A 16679-nucleotide genomic window follows, 5' to 3' on the forward strand; every position below is an offset into this window, starting at 1 on the left:
CCGGCCCGCTCCCTGGCCGCGCGCCGCGGGCCGATATTGCTGGCGCGCCGCTTGGCGGCCGGTGGCGCGAAAGGCTAGCGTGTCGCTCCCAGCAACCCGCCTCCGCCATTCCTCCGACCAACGCATCTCACGCCCCGGGACACGCATGGACGCCAGCCGGCCGGCCGCGACGCCACCATCTCCTGCCGGCCGCGCGCCGGCCCCCTTGCGACCTCCCGCCTTTCAGCCCTCCCCGTTCCAGCCGCCCCCCGCCCCGCCATCCGATGCGCAGCCACCCGAGTTGCAGCCGAAATGGACGGTGCGCGGCGGCACCTCCGGCCCCGACCGGGTGTCCATCTGGTTCGGCCGCATCGGCGCGCGCGCCATGGTCATCGCCGCCCTGGTGCTGGCCGTGGTGCTGCTGCTCAGCGGCACCGCCCTGTTCACCGGCCAGCGCCAGGCCGCGCTCATCGAGCGGATCGGCGTCGGGGACCGGCAGGTGGACGCGGCGGTGGACGCGCTCTCGCAGGACGTGGCGGAGTTCTCCGCCCGCTTCGCCAGCGTGCTGGCCGGCGTGCTGCGCACCACCGAGGCGGCGCCGCGCCTGGAGGAAGCGGGCCGGCAGGTCCTGCGCAGCTTCGGCCAGGTGGACACGCTGCTGGGGCAGGAGCTGGACCCCGCCCTGATGGGCGGCGGGCGCGACATGCGGGACCGCCTGCCGGCGCTGATGGCGCGCATCCGCGAGGCGCTGCTCAGCCCCGAAGGCGAGCCGCTCGGGCCGCTGCACGAGGAATGGCTGGACCACATGACCACCTATGGCCGCGTCGCGCAGGCCGCCCGGGTGCTGGTGCAGGACCGCGACGCGCGCAGCGTGGAGGAGGCGCAGGCGCTGGCGGCGCAGGCGCGGCGCGTGGTGCTGGCCACGGGCATCGCGGGCCTTGCCGTCAGCGCGCTGGTGCTGGTGGTGCTGGTGCGGCTGATCGCGCGCCCCGTCACCCGCATCGCCGGCGCCATGGACGCGCTCTCGCATGGCCGGCTGGAGGCGGAGGTGCCGGAAACCGGGCGCGCCGACCAGCTCGGCGACATGGCGCGGGCCGTGGTGGTGTTCAAGGAAAGCCTGCTGGCCACGCAGCGCCTGACCGGGCAGGCGGCGGAGAACGCGCGCCGCACCGCCATCGCCACCACCCAGGCCTCGGATGCGATCGGGCAGGTGAGCGATGGCGCGCTGACCCAGCTCACCGAGCTGCGCCAGGTGGGCGAGGCGCTGTCCCAGACACGGGAGGCGATCGGCGAGGTGGTGCGCACCACCGCCCTCTCCAACGACCGCGCGCAGGACGCCAAGGCGCTGCTGGAGGCCAACCTGGCCAAGGTGCGCAGCCTGATCGGGCTGGTGGACGCGGTGGGCGACGACACCGAGCGGGTGACGCGGATCGCCACCACCATCTCGAAGATCGCGACCCAGACCAACATCCTGGCGATCAACGCCGCGATCGAGGCGGCGCGCGCGGGCGAGCATGGCCGCGGCCTCGCCGTGGTGGCCGAGGAGGTGCGCGCCCTCGCCGTCAGCAGCGAGCAGCTCGCGCAGGAGATCGCCGACGTGGTGCTCGTGGCCGGCCGGCGCACCCGCGAGGGCAGCGGCACCGCCGCCGCCGTGGGGGAGGACATGGACACGCTGGAGCACATCGTGGCCGAAAGCGCCCGGCTTTCCGGCGTCATCGCCGTGGCCATGGAGCAGCAGCAGGCGACGGTCGCCGAGCTCGATGCGCGCCTGGACACGCTGGCCCGCATCGGCCAGTCCAACGCCACGGCGGCGGAGGAGATCACCGTGACGATGATCGACCTGGCGAAGCTCGCCTCGGAAACGCGCAGCGCGGTGGAAAGCATGGCGGGGCGCGGCGCGTGAGCGGCGAGCCGGCGGGCGGCGCCGAGGTGGCGCTGCTGGTGGTCGATGACAGCCCCTTCAACCGGCTGATGCTGCAACGCCGGCTGCAGGCGCTGGGCTATGGCAACGTCGCCATGGCGGAGGATGGCGCGCAGGGCCTGGCGGCCATCGCCCGGCAGCGCTTCGACCTGGTGCTGCTCGACCTGGAGATGCCCAACCTCGACGGGCTGGGCGTGCTGGAGCGGCTGCATGCCGAGCGCGGAACGGCGCCGCCCGTCATCGTCATCTCGGCGCTGACGGAGATGGAGAAGATCGTCCGCTGCATCGAGCTGGGCGCCGAGGACTTCCTGCCGAAGTCCTTCGATCCGCCCCTGCTGCGCGCCCGCCTCGGCGCGGTGCTGGAGAAGAAGCGGCTGCGCGGCCTGGCCGAGCAGCGCCTGGCCCAGCTGGAGGCGGAGCTGGAAAGCGCCCGTGCCGCGCAGCTTTCCCTGGTGCCGCGCGATTTCGGCGCCATCGCCCCCGCCGGGCTCGACCTCTGGGCCGCCATGGTGCCGGCGCGGCAGGTGGGCGGCGATCTCTACGACGCCCGCGCCCTGCCCTGCGGCGCGTTGCTGGTGGCGGTGGGGGACGTGTCCGGCAAGGGCGCGCCGGCGGGGCTGACCATGGCGCGCAGCCTCGGGCTGATCCGCGCCACGGCCCTGCTGCTCTCGGCCGCCGGCGCGGTGCCCGACCCGGCCGCCATCGTCGCCCGCGCCAATGACGACCTCGCGCGCGGCAATGAGGAGCAGACCTTCGTCACCCTCGCCCTCGCCGTGATCGACCCGGCAAGCGGGCGCGGGCGGATCTGCGTGGCGGGGCACGAGCCGCCCCTGCGCCTTTCCGCCGCCGGCATCCAGCCGCTCGCCGGCCTGGCCCGGCAGCCCGCCATGGGGGTGCTGGAGGGCTTCCCCTATGCCAGCGACCCGCTCGGCCTCGCCCCCGGCGAGGGGCTGCTGCTCTACAGCGACGGCGTGACCGAGGCGGAGGACGGGGCAGACGCCTTCTTCGGCCACGAGCGGATGCTGGAGGCGCTGGCGCCGCACGCCGCCGCCCCCATGCGGCAGGCGGTGGAGGCGGTGCTGGCGGCCGTCGGTGGCTTCGCCGCCGCGGCGCCCCAGGCCGACGACATCACGCTGCTCGGCCTGCGCAAGCTCTGAGGCGCCCTGCCTTCGGGGCGGCGGGAGAAGCGGATGGCCCGCCCCCTCAGCCGACGGCCCGCACCACGGCCCTGGCCACCTCGGCGATGGCCGCGTCCCGCGCCCCGGCGGGAGCCGTGGCGCCGGTGAGATAGACCGCCACCAGGACCGGCGCCCGGCCATCCGGCGGCAGCAGCAGGCCAACATCGTTGCTGGTGTTGCGGCCGCCGCTGCCGGTCTTCCCGGCCGCGCGCCAGCCTGGGGGCAGGCCCGCGCGCAGGCGGTTGTCGCCGGTTTTGCTGCCCAGCAGCCATCCCACCAGCCGGTCGCGCGAGGCGGCGGAAAGCGCCTCACCCACGGTCAGCGCCTCGATCAGCCCCAGCATCGCCTCGGGGCTGGTGGTGTCGCGCGGGTCGCCGGGGGCGGCCTCGTTCAGGGCCGTCTCAAGCCTGTCCAGCCGCGTCACCGTGTCGCCCAGGCTCCGCGCGAAGGCGGTGAGGCCGGCGGGGCCGCCCAGCGTGCCGAGCACCAGGTTGCCGGCGGTGTTGTCGCTCAGCGTCACGATGGCCTCGCACAGGGCCTCCAGCGTCATGCCGGGGCCATCGGCCTGCGGCCCGGTCACCGGCGAATAGGTGACGAGGTCGGCGCGGGAGAAGCGCAGCACGCGGTCCAGCCGCTCCTGCCCGGCATCGACGCGGCGCAGCACGGCGGCGGCGGCCAGCAGCTTGAAGGTGCTGGTCATGGGGAAACGCTCCGCCGCCCGGTGGCCGGCGCGCAGCCCATCCCGCCCCGCCCTCCCCCGGCGGTGTCCCTCACCGCCACGCCGAGCCGCCCGCCGGTCTCCGCCTCGATCGCCCTGAGCCGCGCTTCCAGCACCGCCCGCCGGTCCTCCGCCGCGCCGGCCGCCCCCCGGGGCATGGCGCCCCACAGCGCCGCCGCGCCCAGGCCCATCATCATGCTCCGCCGCATCGTCATGGCTCGTCCTCCTGTGCCGTGCGGGCGGCACGGTGGCGGCGCCATGCCCTCTCGACAAACGGGGAGTTCTGAGGCGACACCCCAGGAAAACTTGGGCATGAAGCGGCATGCGAACCCATCTCCCCCTCAACGCCCTGCGCGCCTTCGAGGCCTCCGCGCGGCATCTCAGCTTCACCAGGGCGGGGCTGGAGCTGCATGTCACCCAGGCCGCCATAAGCCATCAGGTGAAGGGCCTTGAGGAAAACTTGGGCGTCGCGCTGTTCCGCCGACTGCCGCGCGGCCTGGCGCTGACCGATGAGGGCGCCGCCCTGCTGCCCGAGATCGCCGAGGGGTTCCGCCGCATCGGCCGTGGCCTGGACCGGTTCGAGGCGGGGCAGGTGCGGGAGGTGCTGACGGTGGGGGTGGTGGGCAGCCTGATGGTGGGCTGGCTGCTGCCACGGCTGGAGGCCTTCCGCGCGGCGCATCCCTTCATCGACCTGCGGCTGCTGGCCAACAACAACCGGGTGGACCTCGCCGGCGAGGGGCTGGACTGCGCCATCCGCTTCGGCGACGGCGCCTGGCACGGCACGGAGGCGGTGCATCTCTTCGCCGCGCCCTTCTCGGCCGCCTGCGCCCCTGCCATCGCCGCGCGGCTGCGCCGGCCGGAGGAGCTGGCGGCCGAGACCCTGCTGCGCTCCTACCGCGCCGATGAATGGGCCCGCTGGTTCGCCGCGCAGGAGCTGCCCTGCCCGCCGGCGCGCGGGCTGGTGGCGGACAGCTCGCTGGTGCTGGCCGAGGCGGCGGCGCAGGGCGCGGGGGTGGCGCTGCTGCCGCTGCGGCTCTTCGCGCGGGAGCTGCGGGAAGGGCGGCTGGCGCGGCCCTTCCCGGCCGAGGTGCCGCTCGGCGCCTACTGGCTCACCTGGCTGCGCTCCCGCCCGCCGGGGCCGGCGCTGCGCGCCTTCCAGTTCTGGCTGCTGGAGCAGGCGGCGGGCTGAAGGGGGAGCGGTGACGCTGGCGGGGAAACGCCCTAGCCTACGCCGCCAGGGCCGATGAACGGCCCGGAGGAAACCCATGCGCTTGCCCGTTCCGGCCGCCGGCCGCCGGCCGCCTGCTGCCGGCCACCGCCCTCCTGCCCGCCCTGGCCCTCGCGGCCTGTGCCGGGCACCCCGCCGAGGCGCCGAAGCCGAAGGTGACGGAGATCCATCGCGGCGGCACCACAGCGCTCGGCCAGAAGCTGCGCTTCCCGCAGAAGGAGGGCGTGCTGGCGGCCTCGATCTACGAGATCCCGCCCGGTGCGCGTCTGCCGGTGCACCGCCACCCGCAGCAGCGCTTCGCCTATGTGCTGGCGGGGCGGCTGCGCGTCAGCACGCCCGAGGGGCGAAGCTGGGAATACGGGCCGGGCGAGGTGGTGGTGGAGATGCTCGACCACTGGCATTCCGGCGAGACGATCGGCGCCGAGACGGTGCGCCTGCTGGTGGTCGACCAGACGGAAGGCGACACCGGCAATGTGGAGCTGCATCCGTGAAGGGGGACGGGGCGGCGCCCCGCCCCGCCTGATCGCGGCTCAGCGGCCGGGCGTGCCCGGCTCGCCGAGGTCCCACCACAGGCCGGCGAAGGCCAGCAGCCCTTCCCGGGCCGGGGCCTTCAGCAGGTGCTCGTCCGGCCCGTGCTGCTTGCAGCCATTGTAGCTGTGCGGCACCCAGACCAGCGGCACGCCGAGATGGTCGACGAACACGTCGCCCGGCAGGCCGCCGCTGCTGTTGGGGATGATCTGAACGCGGCCGCCCAGGCTGCGCTCCATGCTGTTCTGCGCCCAGCGCACCCAGGGGTGGTCCGGCGCGGTGCGGCTGGCCGGCATGCGGACGAAGGCGTTCTCGATGCGCACATGCCGCAGGCCATGCGCGTCCAGATGCGCGCGCAGCGCCGCCTCGAAGGTGCCAGGGTCGCTGTCCACCGTGTAGCGGATCTGGCAATGGGCACGGGCATCGGGCGCCACGGCGTTCACCGGGTTGGCCGGCACGCCGCTGGTCATGGCCAGCACGATGAAGCTGTTCCAGCCATAGATCTTCTCGGCCGGCGTCAGGCCGGGCTCGCCCCAGCCCTCGTCGATGGTGGCCGCGCCGTCGCCGCCGCCCACCGGGCAGCCTTCCAGCACCGCGCGCACCGCCGCCGGCACGCCGCCCTGCGCCCCCCCCTGGGGCAGCCAGCCGCGCACCAGGATCTTGCCGTCGCGGTCCATGATGGTGGAAAGGGCGTGCGCCAGCACCACCGCCGGGTCGGTCGTCAGGCCGCCCCAATGGCCGGAATGCACGCCGCCCTCGCGCAGCTTCACCACCAGGTCGCAATGCCAGGTGCCGCGCGTGCCGGTGGCGATGGTGGGCAGGCCGGGCTCGACGCGCGGCCCGTCGGACGCGATCAGCGCATCGGCCTTCAGCGCCTCGGCCTGGGCGGCGACGAAGGCGCGCAGCCCCTTGCTGCCGCGCTCCTCGGCCATCTCCAGCACCAGCTTCACATTGGCCCCGAGCCGGCCGCCACGCTCGGCCAGCACGGCCTCCAGCGCGGCCAGGTTCAGCGCGTGCTGGCCCTTGTTGTCGGCGGTGCCGCGGCCATACCAGCGGTCGCCGCGGTCGGTCAGGGCCCAGGGCTTGAGGCCCTCGGACCATTGCGCGTCGAGCCCCGCCACCGTGTCGCCATGGCCGTAGAGCAGCGCCGTCGGCAGGGCGGGGTCTTCGATGCGGGTGGCCATCAGGATCGGGCCGAAGCCCGGTTCGGGATTCTCGTGCAGGCTGATGGCGAAGCCCATCCGCTCCAGCCAGGGGCGGATGCCCTCCTCCAGGTAGCGGCGCAGCGCCGGCGCGTGCTCCGCCTCCTGCGAGGTGGAGGGAATCGCGACGAGCCGCGCCAGCAGGTCCTGAAAGCCGCCCTCATCGAAGAAGCGCCCCGCGCGCCCGAGCGCGCCCTCCCGCGTTGCCATGCCGTGCCATCCTTCTTGTCGCCATCGGTGCATGGCCGGGGCCATGCGAAGGCGAAAGGCTTTGGCCCCGCATGGCCGCGCCGTCAACGGGTGCGGGCCGGCGCGCCTCCGGACTGGCCGCCCCCGCCGAGCCCCACCCCCAGCAGGGCGGCGGCGGCCATGGGCAGCGCGGCCCCCATCAGCGGCGCGGCCAGGCCCTGCCCGCCGGGCGGCAGCTGCACGGGGGCGGGCGGCTCCTCGGCCGGCAGGGCCGCCGGCATGGCGGGCGGCGCCACCAGCCGGGGCATGGGCTGGCCGCGCGGCGGCACCACCACCCCCGCCTCGGCGGGAACGGCCAGGCTGCGCAGCTGCGCCGCGGCGGGGCTGGCCGGCAGGAAGGGCAGCAGCGCGGCGAGCGCCAGCGCCGCGCGAGGGGCGGCGAGGCGGCGTTCAGGCGACATGCGGGGTCTCCGGCAGGGTATCGCGGAAGGCCGGCAGGGTCATGCTGGCGGCCTCGGCGGAAAGCAGGCGGGGAAAGGCCAGCTGCACGCCGAAGCGGCGCGCGGCATGCAGCTGCGGCACGAGGAACACATCGGCGAGGCTGACGCGCGGGCCGAAGCAGAAAGGGCCGGGGCTGTCGGCCAGCAGGCTTTCGCAGGCCTCCAGCCCCTCGGCGACGGCGTGCCGCGCCCAGCCCTGCACCTGCCCCTCGTTCATCCCGGCGGCGCGCAGCCGCGCCAGCACGCTGGAGGCGTGCAGCGGCTGCGTCTCGCAGGCGATGGCCAGGGTGAAGGCGCGCACCTGGGCACGCCGCAGGGGCTCGGGCGGCAGCAGCGGCGGGCTCGGCCACATCTCCTCCAGCCATTCGATGATGGCGAGGGACTGGATCAGCGGCGCCTCGTCCTGGATCTCCAGGATCGGCATCCGCCCTTGCGGATTGAGGCGCACATGCTCCGGGTTGCGGGGGCCGTCGGGCGGCATGTCGTGCAACACCGCCTCAGCCTCGACACCCTTCAGCGCGAGTGCGATCCGAACGCGCCAGGTGGCACCCGACGGGCTGTAGCCATGCAGGCGCATGCATACCTCTCCTTCTCGTGATCGTGCGTTTGCGCTCCCTCCCTTGTCAACAGGATTGGGGCCGCCAGCATCGCGGATCGGTCGAATGTCCCGCCACCATCTCCGCGCCGGAGGAGGCCGCGGGGCGTTGCGCCGATTCGCGCAGGGGTGTTTCCGCCAGCCCCGCGCCACGCCGTCACGCAGGGGCCGCCATGGACCAGACCGACCGCCGAATCCTCCGCGCCCTGGCGCGCAACGCGCGGCTGACCAACGCCGAGCTGGCCGAGGAGGTGGGGCTCTCCCCCTCCCCCTGCTGGAGCCGGGTGCGGCGGCTGGAGCAGGCGGGCGTGATCCAGGGCTATGTGGCGCTGCTGGACCCGGCCAAGCTCGGCCTGCCTGACACCGTCTTTGTCGAGGTGATGGTGGAGAAGCACGACGAGGCGGCGCTGGCGCAGTTCGAGCGCGCCGTGCAGGACATGCCGGAGGTGCTGGAATGCCACCTGACCACCGGCGCCTACGACTATCTCATCAAGGCGGCGGTGGGCGGCACGGCGGGCTACGAGACGCTGCTGCGCGAGAAGCTCTACCGCCTGCCGGGGGTGCGGCACACCCGCTCGGCCTTCACCCTGCGCTGCCTGAAGCGGGCCATCTCGCCCACGCCCTGAAGGGGCCCGTTCAGCGGGGCGCGAGTTCGGCCAGCGCCGCGCGCACCGCGGCCACGGGCAATTCCGCCAGCGGGACATGCCGCAGGAAGGCGGTGGCCGGGCCGCGCGGGGCGCAGAGCGCGGGGTCGCTCTCGGCGCCGAACAGCGAAAGGGTCGGGCAGCCGGCGGCGGCCACCAGATGGGTGGGGCCGGTGTCGTTGCCCACCGCCGCCTCCGCCGCCCGCGCCAGGGCACCGATCTGCGCCAGGCTGGTGCGGCCGGTGAGATCGACGCTGCCCGGCGCGGCGGCGGCCAGGATGGCGGCGGCGAGCGGCGCCTCGGCCGGGCCGCCGAGCACCGCCACGGGCCGGCCCATGCTGGCGGCCAGCTCGGCGAAGCGCCCGGCCGGCCAGCGCTTGCCCGGCCGCCCCGGCGAGGCGCCGGGGATCAGCAGCACGAAGCGCGGCGGCAGCCCGAAGCCCGAAAGGTCACCGGCCAGCCAGTCCAGCGCGGGGGGCGGGAAATGCGCGATGCCGGCGAGGGCGAGCTGCTCGCGCTGGCGCTCCAGCGTGTGCATCGCGTCGCGCGCCGGGTTGGCGTGGCGGTGGCTGGCGCCCGGCGCGATGCCCGACCATTCCGGCCCGCTTCCGGTGAACAGGCGGTAGCGCGAGGAACGGCCGGAGGTCTGCAGGTCGTAGACGCGGCTGAAGCGGGCACGGCGCAGCCGCCAGGCGAGGCGCGCCACGGCGGGAAGGTCCGTCCAGGCGGGGCGGCCATCCTCCCAGATCTCGTCGAACCAGGGGGCGCGGCGGGCGAGCGTGGCGAAGGGGGGCGTGGTGAGCAGCGTGACGCGCGCGTCCGGATGGTGGGCGCGGATGGCGGCGAAGGGGCCGAAGGCCTGCACGAAGTCCCCCAGCGCCGCCAGCTTGATGACGAGGATGCGCGGCGCCATTCAGAGCAGCTCCCGATAGACGGCGAGCGTCGCGTCCTGCATCGCCGCGGTGGTGTAGCGGGCGCGCGCCATGGCCTGGGCGGCGGCGCCCACGGCGGCGCGCGCCTCCGGCGGCATGGCCAGCACGCGGAGGATGGCGGCCGCCAGCGCCGCCGGGTCGCCCGGCGGCACGCGCCAGCCCGTCTCGCCCTCCAGCACCGTCTCGCGCGGGCCGCCGAGATCGGCCGCGATCACCGGCCGCGCCATGGCCTGCGCCTCGATCACGGTGCGGCCGAAGGCTTCCGCGTCGGTCGAGGCGTGCAGCACGATGTCGGCCAGCAGCAGGGCGGCGGGCATGTCGTCGCCGGCGCCGGGCAGCACCACATCCGCGCCGAGGCCCAGCGCCGCGACGCGGCCGCGCAGCTCGGAATCATAGGTGCCGCGCCCCGGATCGCCGGCCAGGATGGCGAAGGGGCGCGGCGCGGGCAGCCGGGCCATCGCCTCCAGCAGCACGCCCTGCCCCTTCCAGCGGCTGATGCGCGCGGGCAGGAACAGCACGGGGCGCCCTTCCGGCACGCCCCAGGCGGCGCGCAGCGCGGCGACGCGCGCGGGCGCCACCGCCGCCGGGTCGAAGCGCCGCAGGTCCACCCCGCGCGGGATGATCCGCAGCCGCGCCGCCTCCACCCCGTGCCGCGCCCGCACGAGGTCGGCGATGAAGTGGCTGATGGCGATGACGCGCTCGCCCCGCGCCATCACCGAGTTGTAGAGGCGCTTGCCGGGAAAGCCCTCGTTGTAGGCGCCGTGATAGGTGGTGACGAAGCGCGCGCCCCCGCGCCGTGCCGCCGGCAGCGCCGACCAGGCGGGGAAGCGGCTGCGCGCATGCACGATCCGCACCCCCTCCGCCGCGATCAGCCGCCCCAGCGCGGCGGCGTTGCCGAGCAGGGCGGCGGGCGACTTGCGGTCCAGCGGCAGGGCGACGTGGCGGGCGCCCACCGCCTCCAGCTCCGGCACCAGCCGCCCGCCCGCGGAGGCCACCAGCGGGCGGAAGCCCTCCCGCGCCAGCGCCTCGGCGATCTCGATGGTGCCGCGCTCCACGCCGCCGGCATTGAGGGCGGGCAGCACCTGCAGCACGGCGGGGGCGGAAGCGGGGGTCATGGGCGCGGCATTAGCGCCTGGGCGGGCCGCTGTCAGCCCGCGCCGGGGCGCAGGGGCCACGGGCTTCCTGGTGGCGGCAAAGTGAGGGGGGCCCGCCCCTGCCCCACGAGAGCATCCGCGCCTATCAGCGCGACACCTACTACGCCGGCCGGTGGGAGGCGCGCTACGAGCGGTGGGTGGAGATGCAGGCCGGCCTTTATGCCGGCCCCGGGCGCGACGCGGTGCTGATGAACCAGGCCCAGGCCAGCGACATGGTGTTCACCCAGCCCGTGCTGCAGCACCTGCCCCTGATCCGCGTGCCGACGCTGCTGGTGATCGGCGAGCGGGACAGCACCGCCATCGGCAAGGCCGCGGCGGCGCCGGATGTGCGCCGGCGCCTCGGCGACTACCGGACGCTCGGCCGCCGCGCCGCCGACGCCATTCCCGGCGCGCGGCTGCTGCGCTTCGAGGATCTCGGCCATTCGCCGCAGATCCAGGACCCCGCGCGCTTCCACGCCGCGCTGCTGGAGGCGCTGCCCGGGCTGAAATGACGGCTCCGCCCCCGTGGCCAGGGGGCACGGAAGGCTTTACCACATCCGCACTGGCCAGATCGCCACCGGCTCAAGGGGAGGACAGGCATGAACAGGACCGCCACGGCGCTGCCCGAGGATTGGCGCGAGGGCCATTTCGTGCTGCGCATCGAGGGCGCGGACGGCCCGCAGGCCATCGGCCTCGCCCATGGCCGCGCCTTCGACATGACGCCCGCCTTCGGCACCGTCAGCGCCTGGCTGGCCGCCGAGGACCCGGTCGGCGCCATCGCCGCGCGCGGCGAGCCGGTGGTGATCGACATGCCCGCCCTGCTGGCCGGCGGCGGCCCGGCCCGGCTGCTGGCGCCCTTCGACCTGCAGGCGCTCAAGGCCTGCGGCGTGACCTATGCGCGCTCCATGCTGGAGCGGGTGATCGAGGAGCGCTGCCGGGGCGATGCCAGCCAGGCCGAGCGCATCCGCGCCGAGGTGCGCGGCATCATCGGCGACGACCTCGCCAATCTCCGCCCCGGCAGCCCGGAGGCGATGGCGCTGAAGGAGAACCTCGTCGCGCGCGGCTGGTGGAGCCAGTACCTGGAAGTGGGCATCGGGCCGGACGCGGAGGTGTTCACCAAGGGCCAGCCGCTCTCGGCCGTGGGCTCGGGCGCGCATGTCGGCATCCACCCCGCCTCCGCCTGGAACAACCCGGAGCCGGAGGTGGTGCTGGCCATCTCGCCGCAGGGCCGCATCCTCGGCGCGGCGCTCGGCAACGACGTGAACCTGCGCGACGTGGAGGGCCGCTCCGCCCTGCTGCTCGGCCGCGCCAAGGACAACAACGCCGCCTGCGCCATCGGCCCCGCCATCCGCCTGCTCGACCGGGGCTTCACGCTGGAGGACATCCGCGCCGCCGAGATCGCGCTGGAGATCCGGGGAACGGACGGCTTCCACCTTGCCGAGACCGGCGCGGTCGGCAGCATCAGCCGCGACCCCACCGAGCTGGTGGACCAGCTCATCAACCCGCACCACCAGTATCCGGACGGCGCCGCGCTGTTCCTCGGCACTCCCTTCTCGCCCAGCAAGGACCGCGGCGCCGCCGGCATGGGCTTCACCCACCACATGGGCGACGTGGTGCGCATCGCCAGCCGCCGCCTCGGCGTGCTGGTGAACATCGTGGACCGCACCGATGCCTGCCCGCCCTGGCGCTTCGGCATCGGCGCGCTGATGAGCAACCTGGCCAGGCGGGGACTGCCGCGCGCATGAGCATCCAGCAGGAAGAAATTGGGCGCCTCCGCAATGCGAGGGGCGAGGAGCTGGCCTGGGCGAGGCTGCCCGGGCGCGGGCCCGGCGTGGTGTTCCTGGCGGGGTTCCGCTCCGACATGGAGGGAAGCAAGGCGCTGCACCTGCGCGAGCGCTGCGCCGCCACCGGCCGCGCCTTCCTGCGCTTCGACTATGCCGGCCACGGCATCAGCGGCGGCGCCTTCGAGGAGGGCTGCATCGGCGACTGGGCGGAGGATGCGGCGCATGTCATCGCCAGCCTCACCGAGGGGCCGCAGGTGCTGGTCGGCTCCTCCATGGGCGGCTGGATCGCGCTGCTGATGGCGCGGCGCTTCCCCGAGCGGCTGCACGCGCTGGTGGGCATCGCCGCCGCGCCGGACTTCACCGAGACGCTGATGTGGCCGAACTTCAGCGCCGATCAGCAGGCGACCCTCCTGCGCGAGGGCGCGCTGATGCTGCCGAGCCCCTATGGCCCGCCCGTGCCGATCACGCGCCGGCTGATCGAGGACGGGCGGAACCACCTGCTGCTCGGCGCGCCCATCCCGGTGCGGCGCCCGGTGCGGCTGGTGCAGGGCATGCGCGACGCGGAGGTGCCCTGGCGCGTGGCGCCCGAGATCGCCGCGCGGGTGGAGGCGGAGGATGCGCGGGTGACGCTGGTGAAGGATGGCGACCACCGCCTCGCCCGCGCGGAGGACCTCGACCTCATCTGGCGGACGGTGGAGGAGGCGGCGGGCTGAAGGGCGAGGGGCCGGCGGAGCTTCCCTCCGCCGGCCCTTTCTCCCTCAGCCCATGATGCCGATCTGCCACGGCACGAATTCGTGCTTGCCGACGCCCAGATCCTCGCTCTTGCTCTTCTCGCCCGAGGCGATGCGCAGGATGTGCTCGAAGATGAGCTGCCCCATCTCCTGCAGGCTCCGCGTGCCGTCGAGGATCTCGCCGCAATTGATGTCCATGTCCTCCTCCAGCCGGCGGAACATGGGCGTGTTGGTGGCGAGCTTGATCGACGGCGCGGGCTTGCAGCCGAACATCGAGCCGCGCCCGGTGGTGAAGCAGATGACGTTGGCGCCGCCCGCCACCTGGCCCGTGGCGGAGACCGGGTCGAAGCCCGGGCTGTCCATGAAGACGAAGCCCGGCGTCGTCACCGGCTCGGCGTATTTGTAGACCTCCATCAGCGGCCCGGTGCCGCCCTTCATCGAGGAGCCGAGCGACTTCTCGAAGATGTTGGCCAGCCCGCCGGCCTGGTTGCCCGGGCTGACCACGCCGTTGATCTGGGTGTCGCGCCCGGCGGCGTACTCGTCCTTCCACCAGCGGATGCGCTCGATCAGCTTCTCGCCCACCGCGCGGCTCGCGGCGCGGCGCGTCAGCGTGTGCTCCACGCCGTAGATCTCCGGCGTCTCGGACAGGATGGCGGTGCCGCCATGCCGCGTCAGGATGTCCATGGCGTGGCCGAGGGCCGGGTTGGCGGTGATGGAGGAGAAGCCGTCCGAGCCGCCGCATTGCAGCCCCACCATGATGTGGCTGGCCGGCACGGTCTGCCGCGTCACCTGGTTCGCCTCGGCGAGCATCTCGCGCACCGCGGCGATGCCGGCCTCGATGCTCTTCCGGGTGCCACCCGTGTCCTGCATGGTGAAGTGGCGCAGCTTCGGCCCGGCCTGGAGGCCATGCTCCTGCATCAGCCCGGCGATCTGGTTGCGCTCGCAGCCCAGGCCGATCACCAGCACGGCGGCGATGTTGGGGTGGCGGATATAGCCCGCCAGCGTGCGGCGCAGCAGTTGCATCGGCTCGCCGGAAAGCTCCATGCCGCAGCCGGTCTGGTGCGTGAAGGCGGCGACGCCATCGACGTTCGGGAACTCCGCCAGGCGCTCGGCGGTGAAGTGGTCGGCGATGTTCTGCACCACGGTGGCCGAGCAGTTCACCGTGGAGACGATGCCGATGTAGTTGCGGGTGCCCACGCGCCCGTCGGCGCGGACGATGCCCTGGAAGGTGGCGCGCTCCGCCTCCGGCACCATCTCCAGCGGCTCGTAGTCCTGGCAGAAGGCGTAGTCGCGGTCGAACTCGGTGAAGGTGATGTTGTGGCCGTGCAGCATGGTGCCGGCCGGCATGTCATCCGCCGCGAAGCCGATGGTGACGTTGTACTTCAGGATCGGCTCGCCCTTGCGGAGATGGCGGGTGGCGATCTTGTAGCCGGCCTGCACCGCCTCCCGCGCGACGACGTTCTCCCCGGGGATGGAGGTGCCCGCCTCCACGGGGATGCGCGCCACCACCACGTTGTCGTTCGGGTGCAGGCGGATGACGGGGCCGTTCAGGCGCTTCGCGCTCAGGTCGATGAGGGACATGGGGCAGGCTTCCTTGGACGATCTGGAACAGGGCTGGTCTTGCTTCCGGAAGGCAGGGGGCTCCGGGCGCCTCAGCCGGGCAGCGGCTCCGGCAGGGCGATGCCGTGGCGCCCGGCGAGGGGCCGCAATCCTTCCATGACGCCGGGCGCCAGCGCCACGCCCCGGGCCCGCGCCTCCTCGCGCTGGGCCAGCCCCTTCTCGCCCGGCAGCCGCACGCGGGCGACGCCGGGGCGGGGGGCCGCGGCGCGGCAGGCGGCGGCGGTATGGCCGGTCTGGCGCTCGAAGGCGCCGAGCCCGGCGAAGGCCTCGGGGTCGATCACCTGCAGGAACACGCCGGCCATCATGTTGCGCGCGCCATCGGCGCGGCCATGGCCGGACAGGCCCTGCGTCAGCGCCTCGGTCAGCAGCGCCCAGCCATAGCCCTTCTGGCCGTGGTCCAGCCCGCCGGCGGGCAGGATGGCGCCGCCCTGGAACACCACGTTCGGGTCGTCGCTCGGGTTGCCCTCGGCATCCAGCACCCATTTGTGCGGGAAGCGCTCGCCCTGGCGGATCAGCCGCTGGCTCATGTTGTTGGTGGTGATGGAGGCGCTGATGTCCAGCACCACCGGCGTGCCGCCGGTGGGAAAGCCCGCCGCCATCGGGTCCGGCGCCAGCACGCCCTGGCGGGCGCCGAAGGGCGCCACGCTGGAGGCGCCTGGCGCCGAGCTGTGCAGGATGCAGACCAGGCCGCGCGCCGCCGCCTTCGCCGGATAGACCGCGAGGCAGCCGATATGATGGCTGTTGCCGATGGCGATGCTGACGGTGCCATGGGTCTTCACCCGCTCCATCGCCAGGTCCAGCGCCTTCATGGTCAGCCAGCCGCCCGGCAGGGCGCGGCCATCCCAGGTGACGCAGGCGCCGCGGTCGGCGATGACCTCGGGCTCGCCCTCCAGCGTCATCGTGCCGGAGGCCATGTCCTCCATGTATTTCGGCAGCAGGCCGAGGCCGTGGGTGATGTGGCCCATCAGGTCGGACTCGACCAGCACCTCCGCCATCACCGCCGCCTTGGCGGCCGGGGCGCCGGCGGCGGCGAACAGGGCGGCCGCGGCGCCGCGCAGCGCCTCCGCGTCGTAGCGCGGGGCGCCCGCCGGGGAGGGCTCCGGCGAAGCATGCCCGCGATGGGCGGTGCCGGCCTGTGCTGTCATTCCTGCGGTTCCTCTTCCCTCACTCGTCCGATGATCGCACGAGGCCCCTTCCCCCGCAACGCGGGCTGGCGGAAGGGGCGCCCCCGCCTCAGCCGCCGAACACCTCCGCCCAGCTCGCCTTGAGCGCGCTGTCCGCCTCCGCCATGGTCACGGGGATGCCGAGCGCCGCGAGGCTGGTGACGCCGTGCTGGCGAATGCCGCAGGGCACGATGCCGCCGAAATGCGACAGGTCGGGCTCCACGTTCAGCGCGATGCCGTGCCAGCTCACCCAGCGCGTGACCCGCACCCCGATGGCGGCGATCTTGTTTTCCCGCTGGACGAACCCGCCCGGCACCTTGTCCGCCACCCAGATGCCGACACGCCCCTCGCGCCGCTCGCCCCGCACGTTGAAGCGGTCCAGCGCGCGGATGATCCATTCCTCCAGCCCGTGGACATAGGCGCGGATGTCGCGCGCGGGCACGGCGCCATGCGCCCGGTCGAGGTCGAGCATCACATAGGCGGTGCGCTGGCCGGGGCCGTGATAGGTCCATTGCCCGCCCCGCCCCGCCGCGAACACCGGGAAGCGGGCATCGACCAGCCCCTCCGGCGTCGAGGAGGTACCGGCGGTGTAGAGCGGCGGGTGCTCCACCAGCCAGACGCGCTCGCCCGCCTC

The 16679-nt window shown here is 74.3% G+C and carries 17 protein-coding genes; 8 read left to right on the top strand and 9 right to left on the bottom strand.

The window, feature by feature from the left end:
• Positions 1 to 280 precede the first annotated feature (280 nt).
• Both CR162_RS17650 and CR162_RS17655 read left to right on the top strand, forming a co-directional pair.
• Positions 281 to 1882 (top strand): methyl-accepting chemotaxis protein, encoded by a 1602-nt coding sequence (locus CR162_RS17650; RefSeq protein ID WP_141563209.1) that lies wholly within the window; start codon positions 281 to 283, stop codon positions 1880 to 1882.
• On the top strand, positions 1879 to 3057 hold the full coding sequence (locus CR162_RS17655) for a PP2C family protein-serine/threonine phosphatase (RefSeq protein WP_245870469.1): 1179 nt from the start codon (positions 1879 to 1881) through the stop codon (positions 3055 to 3057). Before CR162_RS17650 ends, CR162_RS17655 begins: the two co-directional genes overlap by 4 nt.
• 46 nt (positions 3058 to 3103) lie before the next feature.
• Here CR162_RS17655 and bla read toward each other — a convergent pair whose 3' ends face one another.
• Positions 3104 to 4225: a class A beta-lactamase gene (gene bla, locus CR162_RS17660; protein ID WP_367604143.1), complete on the bottom strand. Its 1122-nt coding sequence runs from the start codon at positions 4223 to 4225 to the stop codon at positions 3104 to 3106.
• On the opposite strand from bla, the gene CR162_RS17665 reads away from it, so the two are divergent.
• A complete protein-coding gene (locus CR162_RS17665; protein WP_099096855.1) occupies positions 4119 to 4985 on the top strand; it encodes a LysR family transcriptional regulator in 867 nt (288 codons plus the stop codon). The two genes, bla and CR162_RS17665, sit on opposite strands and share 107 nt — an antisense overlap.
• A gap of 194 nt (positions 4986 to 5179) precedes the next feature.
• Complete coding sequence (locus CR162_RS17670; protein ID WP_245870470.1) at positions 5180 to 5515, top strand: cupin domain-containing protein; 336 nt, start codon at positions 5180 to 5182, stop codon at positions 5513 to 5515.
• A 39-nt stretch (positions 5516 to 5554) separates the two neighbouring features.
• On the opposite strand, the gene CR162_RS17675 is transcribed toward CR162_RS17670, so the two are convergent.
• From CR162_RS17675 to maiA, 3 genes are all read right to left on the bottom strand, one after another.
• Positions 5555 to 6964 (bottom strand): M20/M25/M40 family metallo-hydrolase, encoded by a 1410-nt coding sequence (locus CR162_RS17675; RefSeq protein WP_099096857.1) that lies wholly within the window; start codon positions 6962 to 6964, stop codon positions 5555 to 5557.
• An 83-nt stretch (positions 6965 to 7047) separates the two neighbouring features.
• Positions 7048 to 7404 carry a hypothetical protein gene (locus CR162_RS17680; RefSeq protein WP_099096858.1) on the bottom strand — a complete coding sequence of 119 codons (357 nt, stop codon included), beginning with the start codon at positions 7402 to 7404 and terminating at the stop codon, positions 7048 to 7050.
• Positions 7394 to 8020 (bottom strand): maleylacetoacetate isomerase, encoded by a 627-nt coding sequence (gene maiA, locus CR162_RS17685; protein WP_099096859.1) that lies wholly within the window; start codon positions 8018 to 8020, stop codon positions 7394 to 7396. Before maiA ends, CR162_RS17680 begins: the two co-directional genes overlap by 11 nt.
• A gap of 191 nt (positions 8021 to 8211) precedes the next feature.
• Between maiA and CR162_RS17690 the strand changes: the two genes are divergently transcribed.
• Positions 8212 to 8664 (top strand): Lrp/AsnC family transcriptional regulator, encoded by a 453-nt coding sequence (locus CR162_RS17690; RefSeq protein WP_099096860.1) that lies wholly within the window; start codon positions 8212 to 8214, stop codon positions 8662 to 8664.
• A 10-nt stretch (positions 8665 to 8674) separates the two neighbouring features.
• On the opposite strand, the gene CR162_RS17695 is transcribed toward CR162_RS17690, so the two are convergent.
• Entirely contained in the window at positions 8675 to 9595 is a 921-nt protein-coding gene (locus CR162_RS17695; protein ID WP_099096861.1) for a glycosyltransferase family 9 protein, read from the bottom strand.
• The gene (locus CR162_RS17700) at positions 9596 to 10729 is read right to left on the bottom strand and encodes a glycosyltransferase family 4 protein (protein WP_099096862.1); all 1134 of its coding nucleotides are present in this window, start codon (positions 10727 to 10729) and stop codon (positions 9596 to 9598) included.
• A gap of 182 nt (positions 10730 to 10911) precedes the next feature.
• On the opposite strand from CR162_RS17700, the gene CR162_RS17705 reads away from it, so the two are divergent.
• The 3 genes from CR162_RS17705 (at position 10912) to CR162_RS17715 (ending at position 13244) form a co-directional block, all read left to right on the top strand.
• The gene (locus CR162_RS17705) at positions 10912 to 11259 is read left to right on the top strand and encodes an alpha/beta fold hydrolase (protein ID WP_176559906.1); all 348 of its coding nucleotides are present in this window, start codon (positions 10912 to 10914) and stop codon (positions 11257 to 11259) included.
• 87 nt (positions 11260 to 11346) lie between these two features.
• Entirely contained in the window at positions 11347 to 12492 is a 1146-nt protein-coding gene (locus CR162_RS17710) for a fumarylacetoacetate hydrolase family protein (RefSeq protein ID WP_099096863.1), read from the top strand.
• Positions 12489 to 13244, top strand: a complete 756-nt coding sequence (locus CR162_RS17715) for an alpha/beta hydrolase (protein ID WP_099096864.1) — start codon at positions 12489 to 12491, stop codon at positions 13242 to 13244. The genes CR162_RS17710 and CR162_RS17715 overlap by 4 nt, the downstream gene beginning before the upstream one ends.
• A 45-nt stretch (positions 13245 to 13289) precedes the next feature.
• Here CR162_RS17715 and CR162_RS17720 read toward each other — a convergent pair whose 3' ends face one another.
• From CR162_RS17720 to lipB, 3 genes are all read right to left on the bottom strand, one after another.
• Positions 13290 to 14843: a UxaA family hydrolase gene (locus CR162_RS17720; protein ID WP_099096865.1), complete on the bottom strand. Its 1554-nt coding sequence runs from the start codon at positions 14841 to 14843 to the stop codon at positions 13290 to 13292.
• Positions 14844 to 14914: 71 nt separating this feature from the next.
• Entirely contained in the window at positions 14915 to 16027 is a 1113-nt protein-coding gene (locus CR162_RS17725; RefSeq protein WP_099096866.1) for an Ldh family oxidoreductase, read from the bottom strand.
• Between the two features lie 88 nt (positions 16028 to 16115).
• Positions 16116 to 16679, bottom strand: a 564-nt coding sequence (gene lipB / locus CR162_RS17730; protein WP_099096867.1) for a lipoyl(octanoyl) transferase LipB, incomplete at its 5' end; no start/stop codon positions are given.

Source organism: Teichococcus rhizosphaerae (assembly GCF_002631185.1).
GTDB classification, from domain to species: domain Bacteria; phylum Pseudomonadota; class Alphaproteobacteria; order Acetobacterales; family Acetobacteraceae; genus Pseudoroseomonas; species Pseudoroseomonas rhizosphaerae.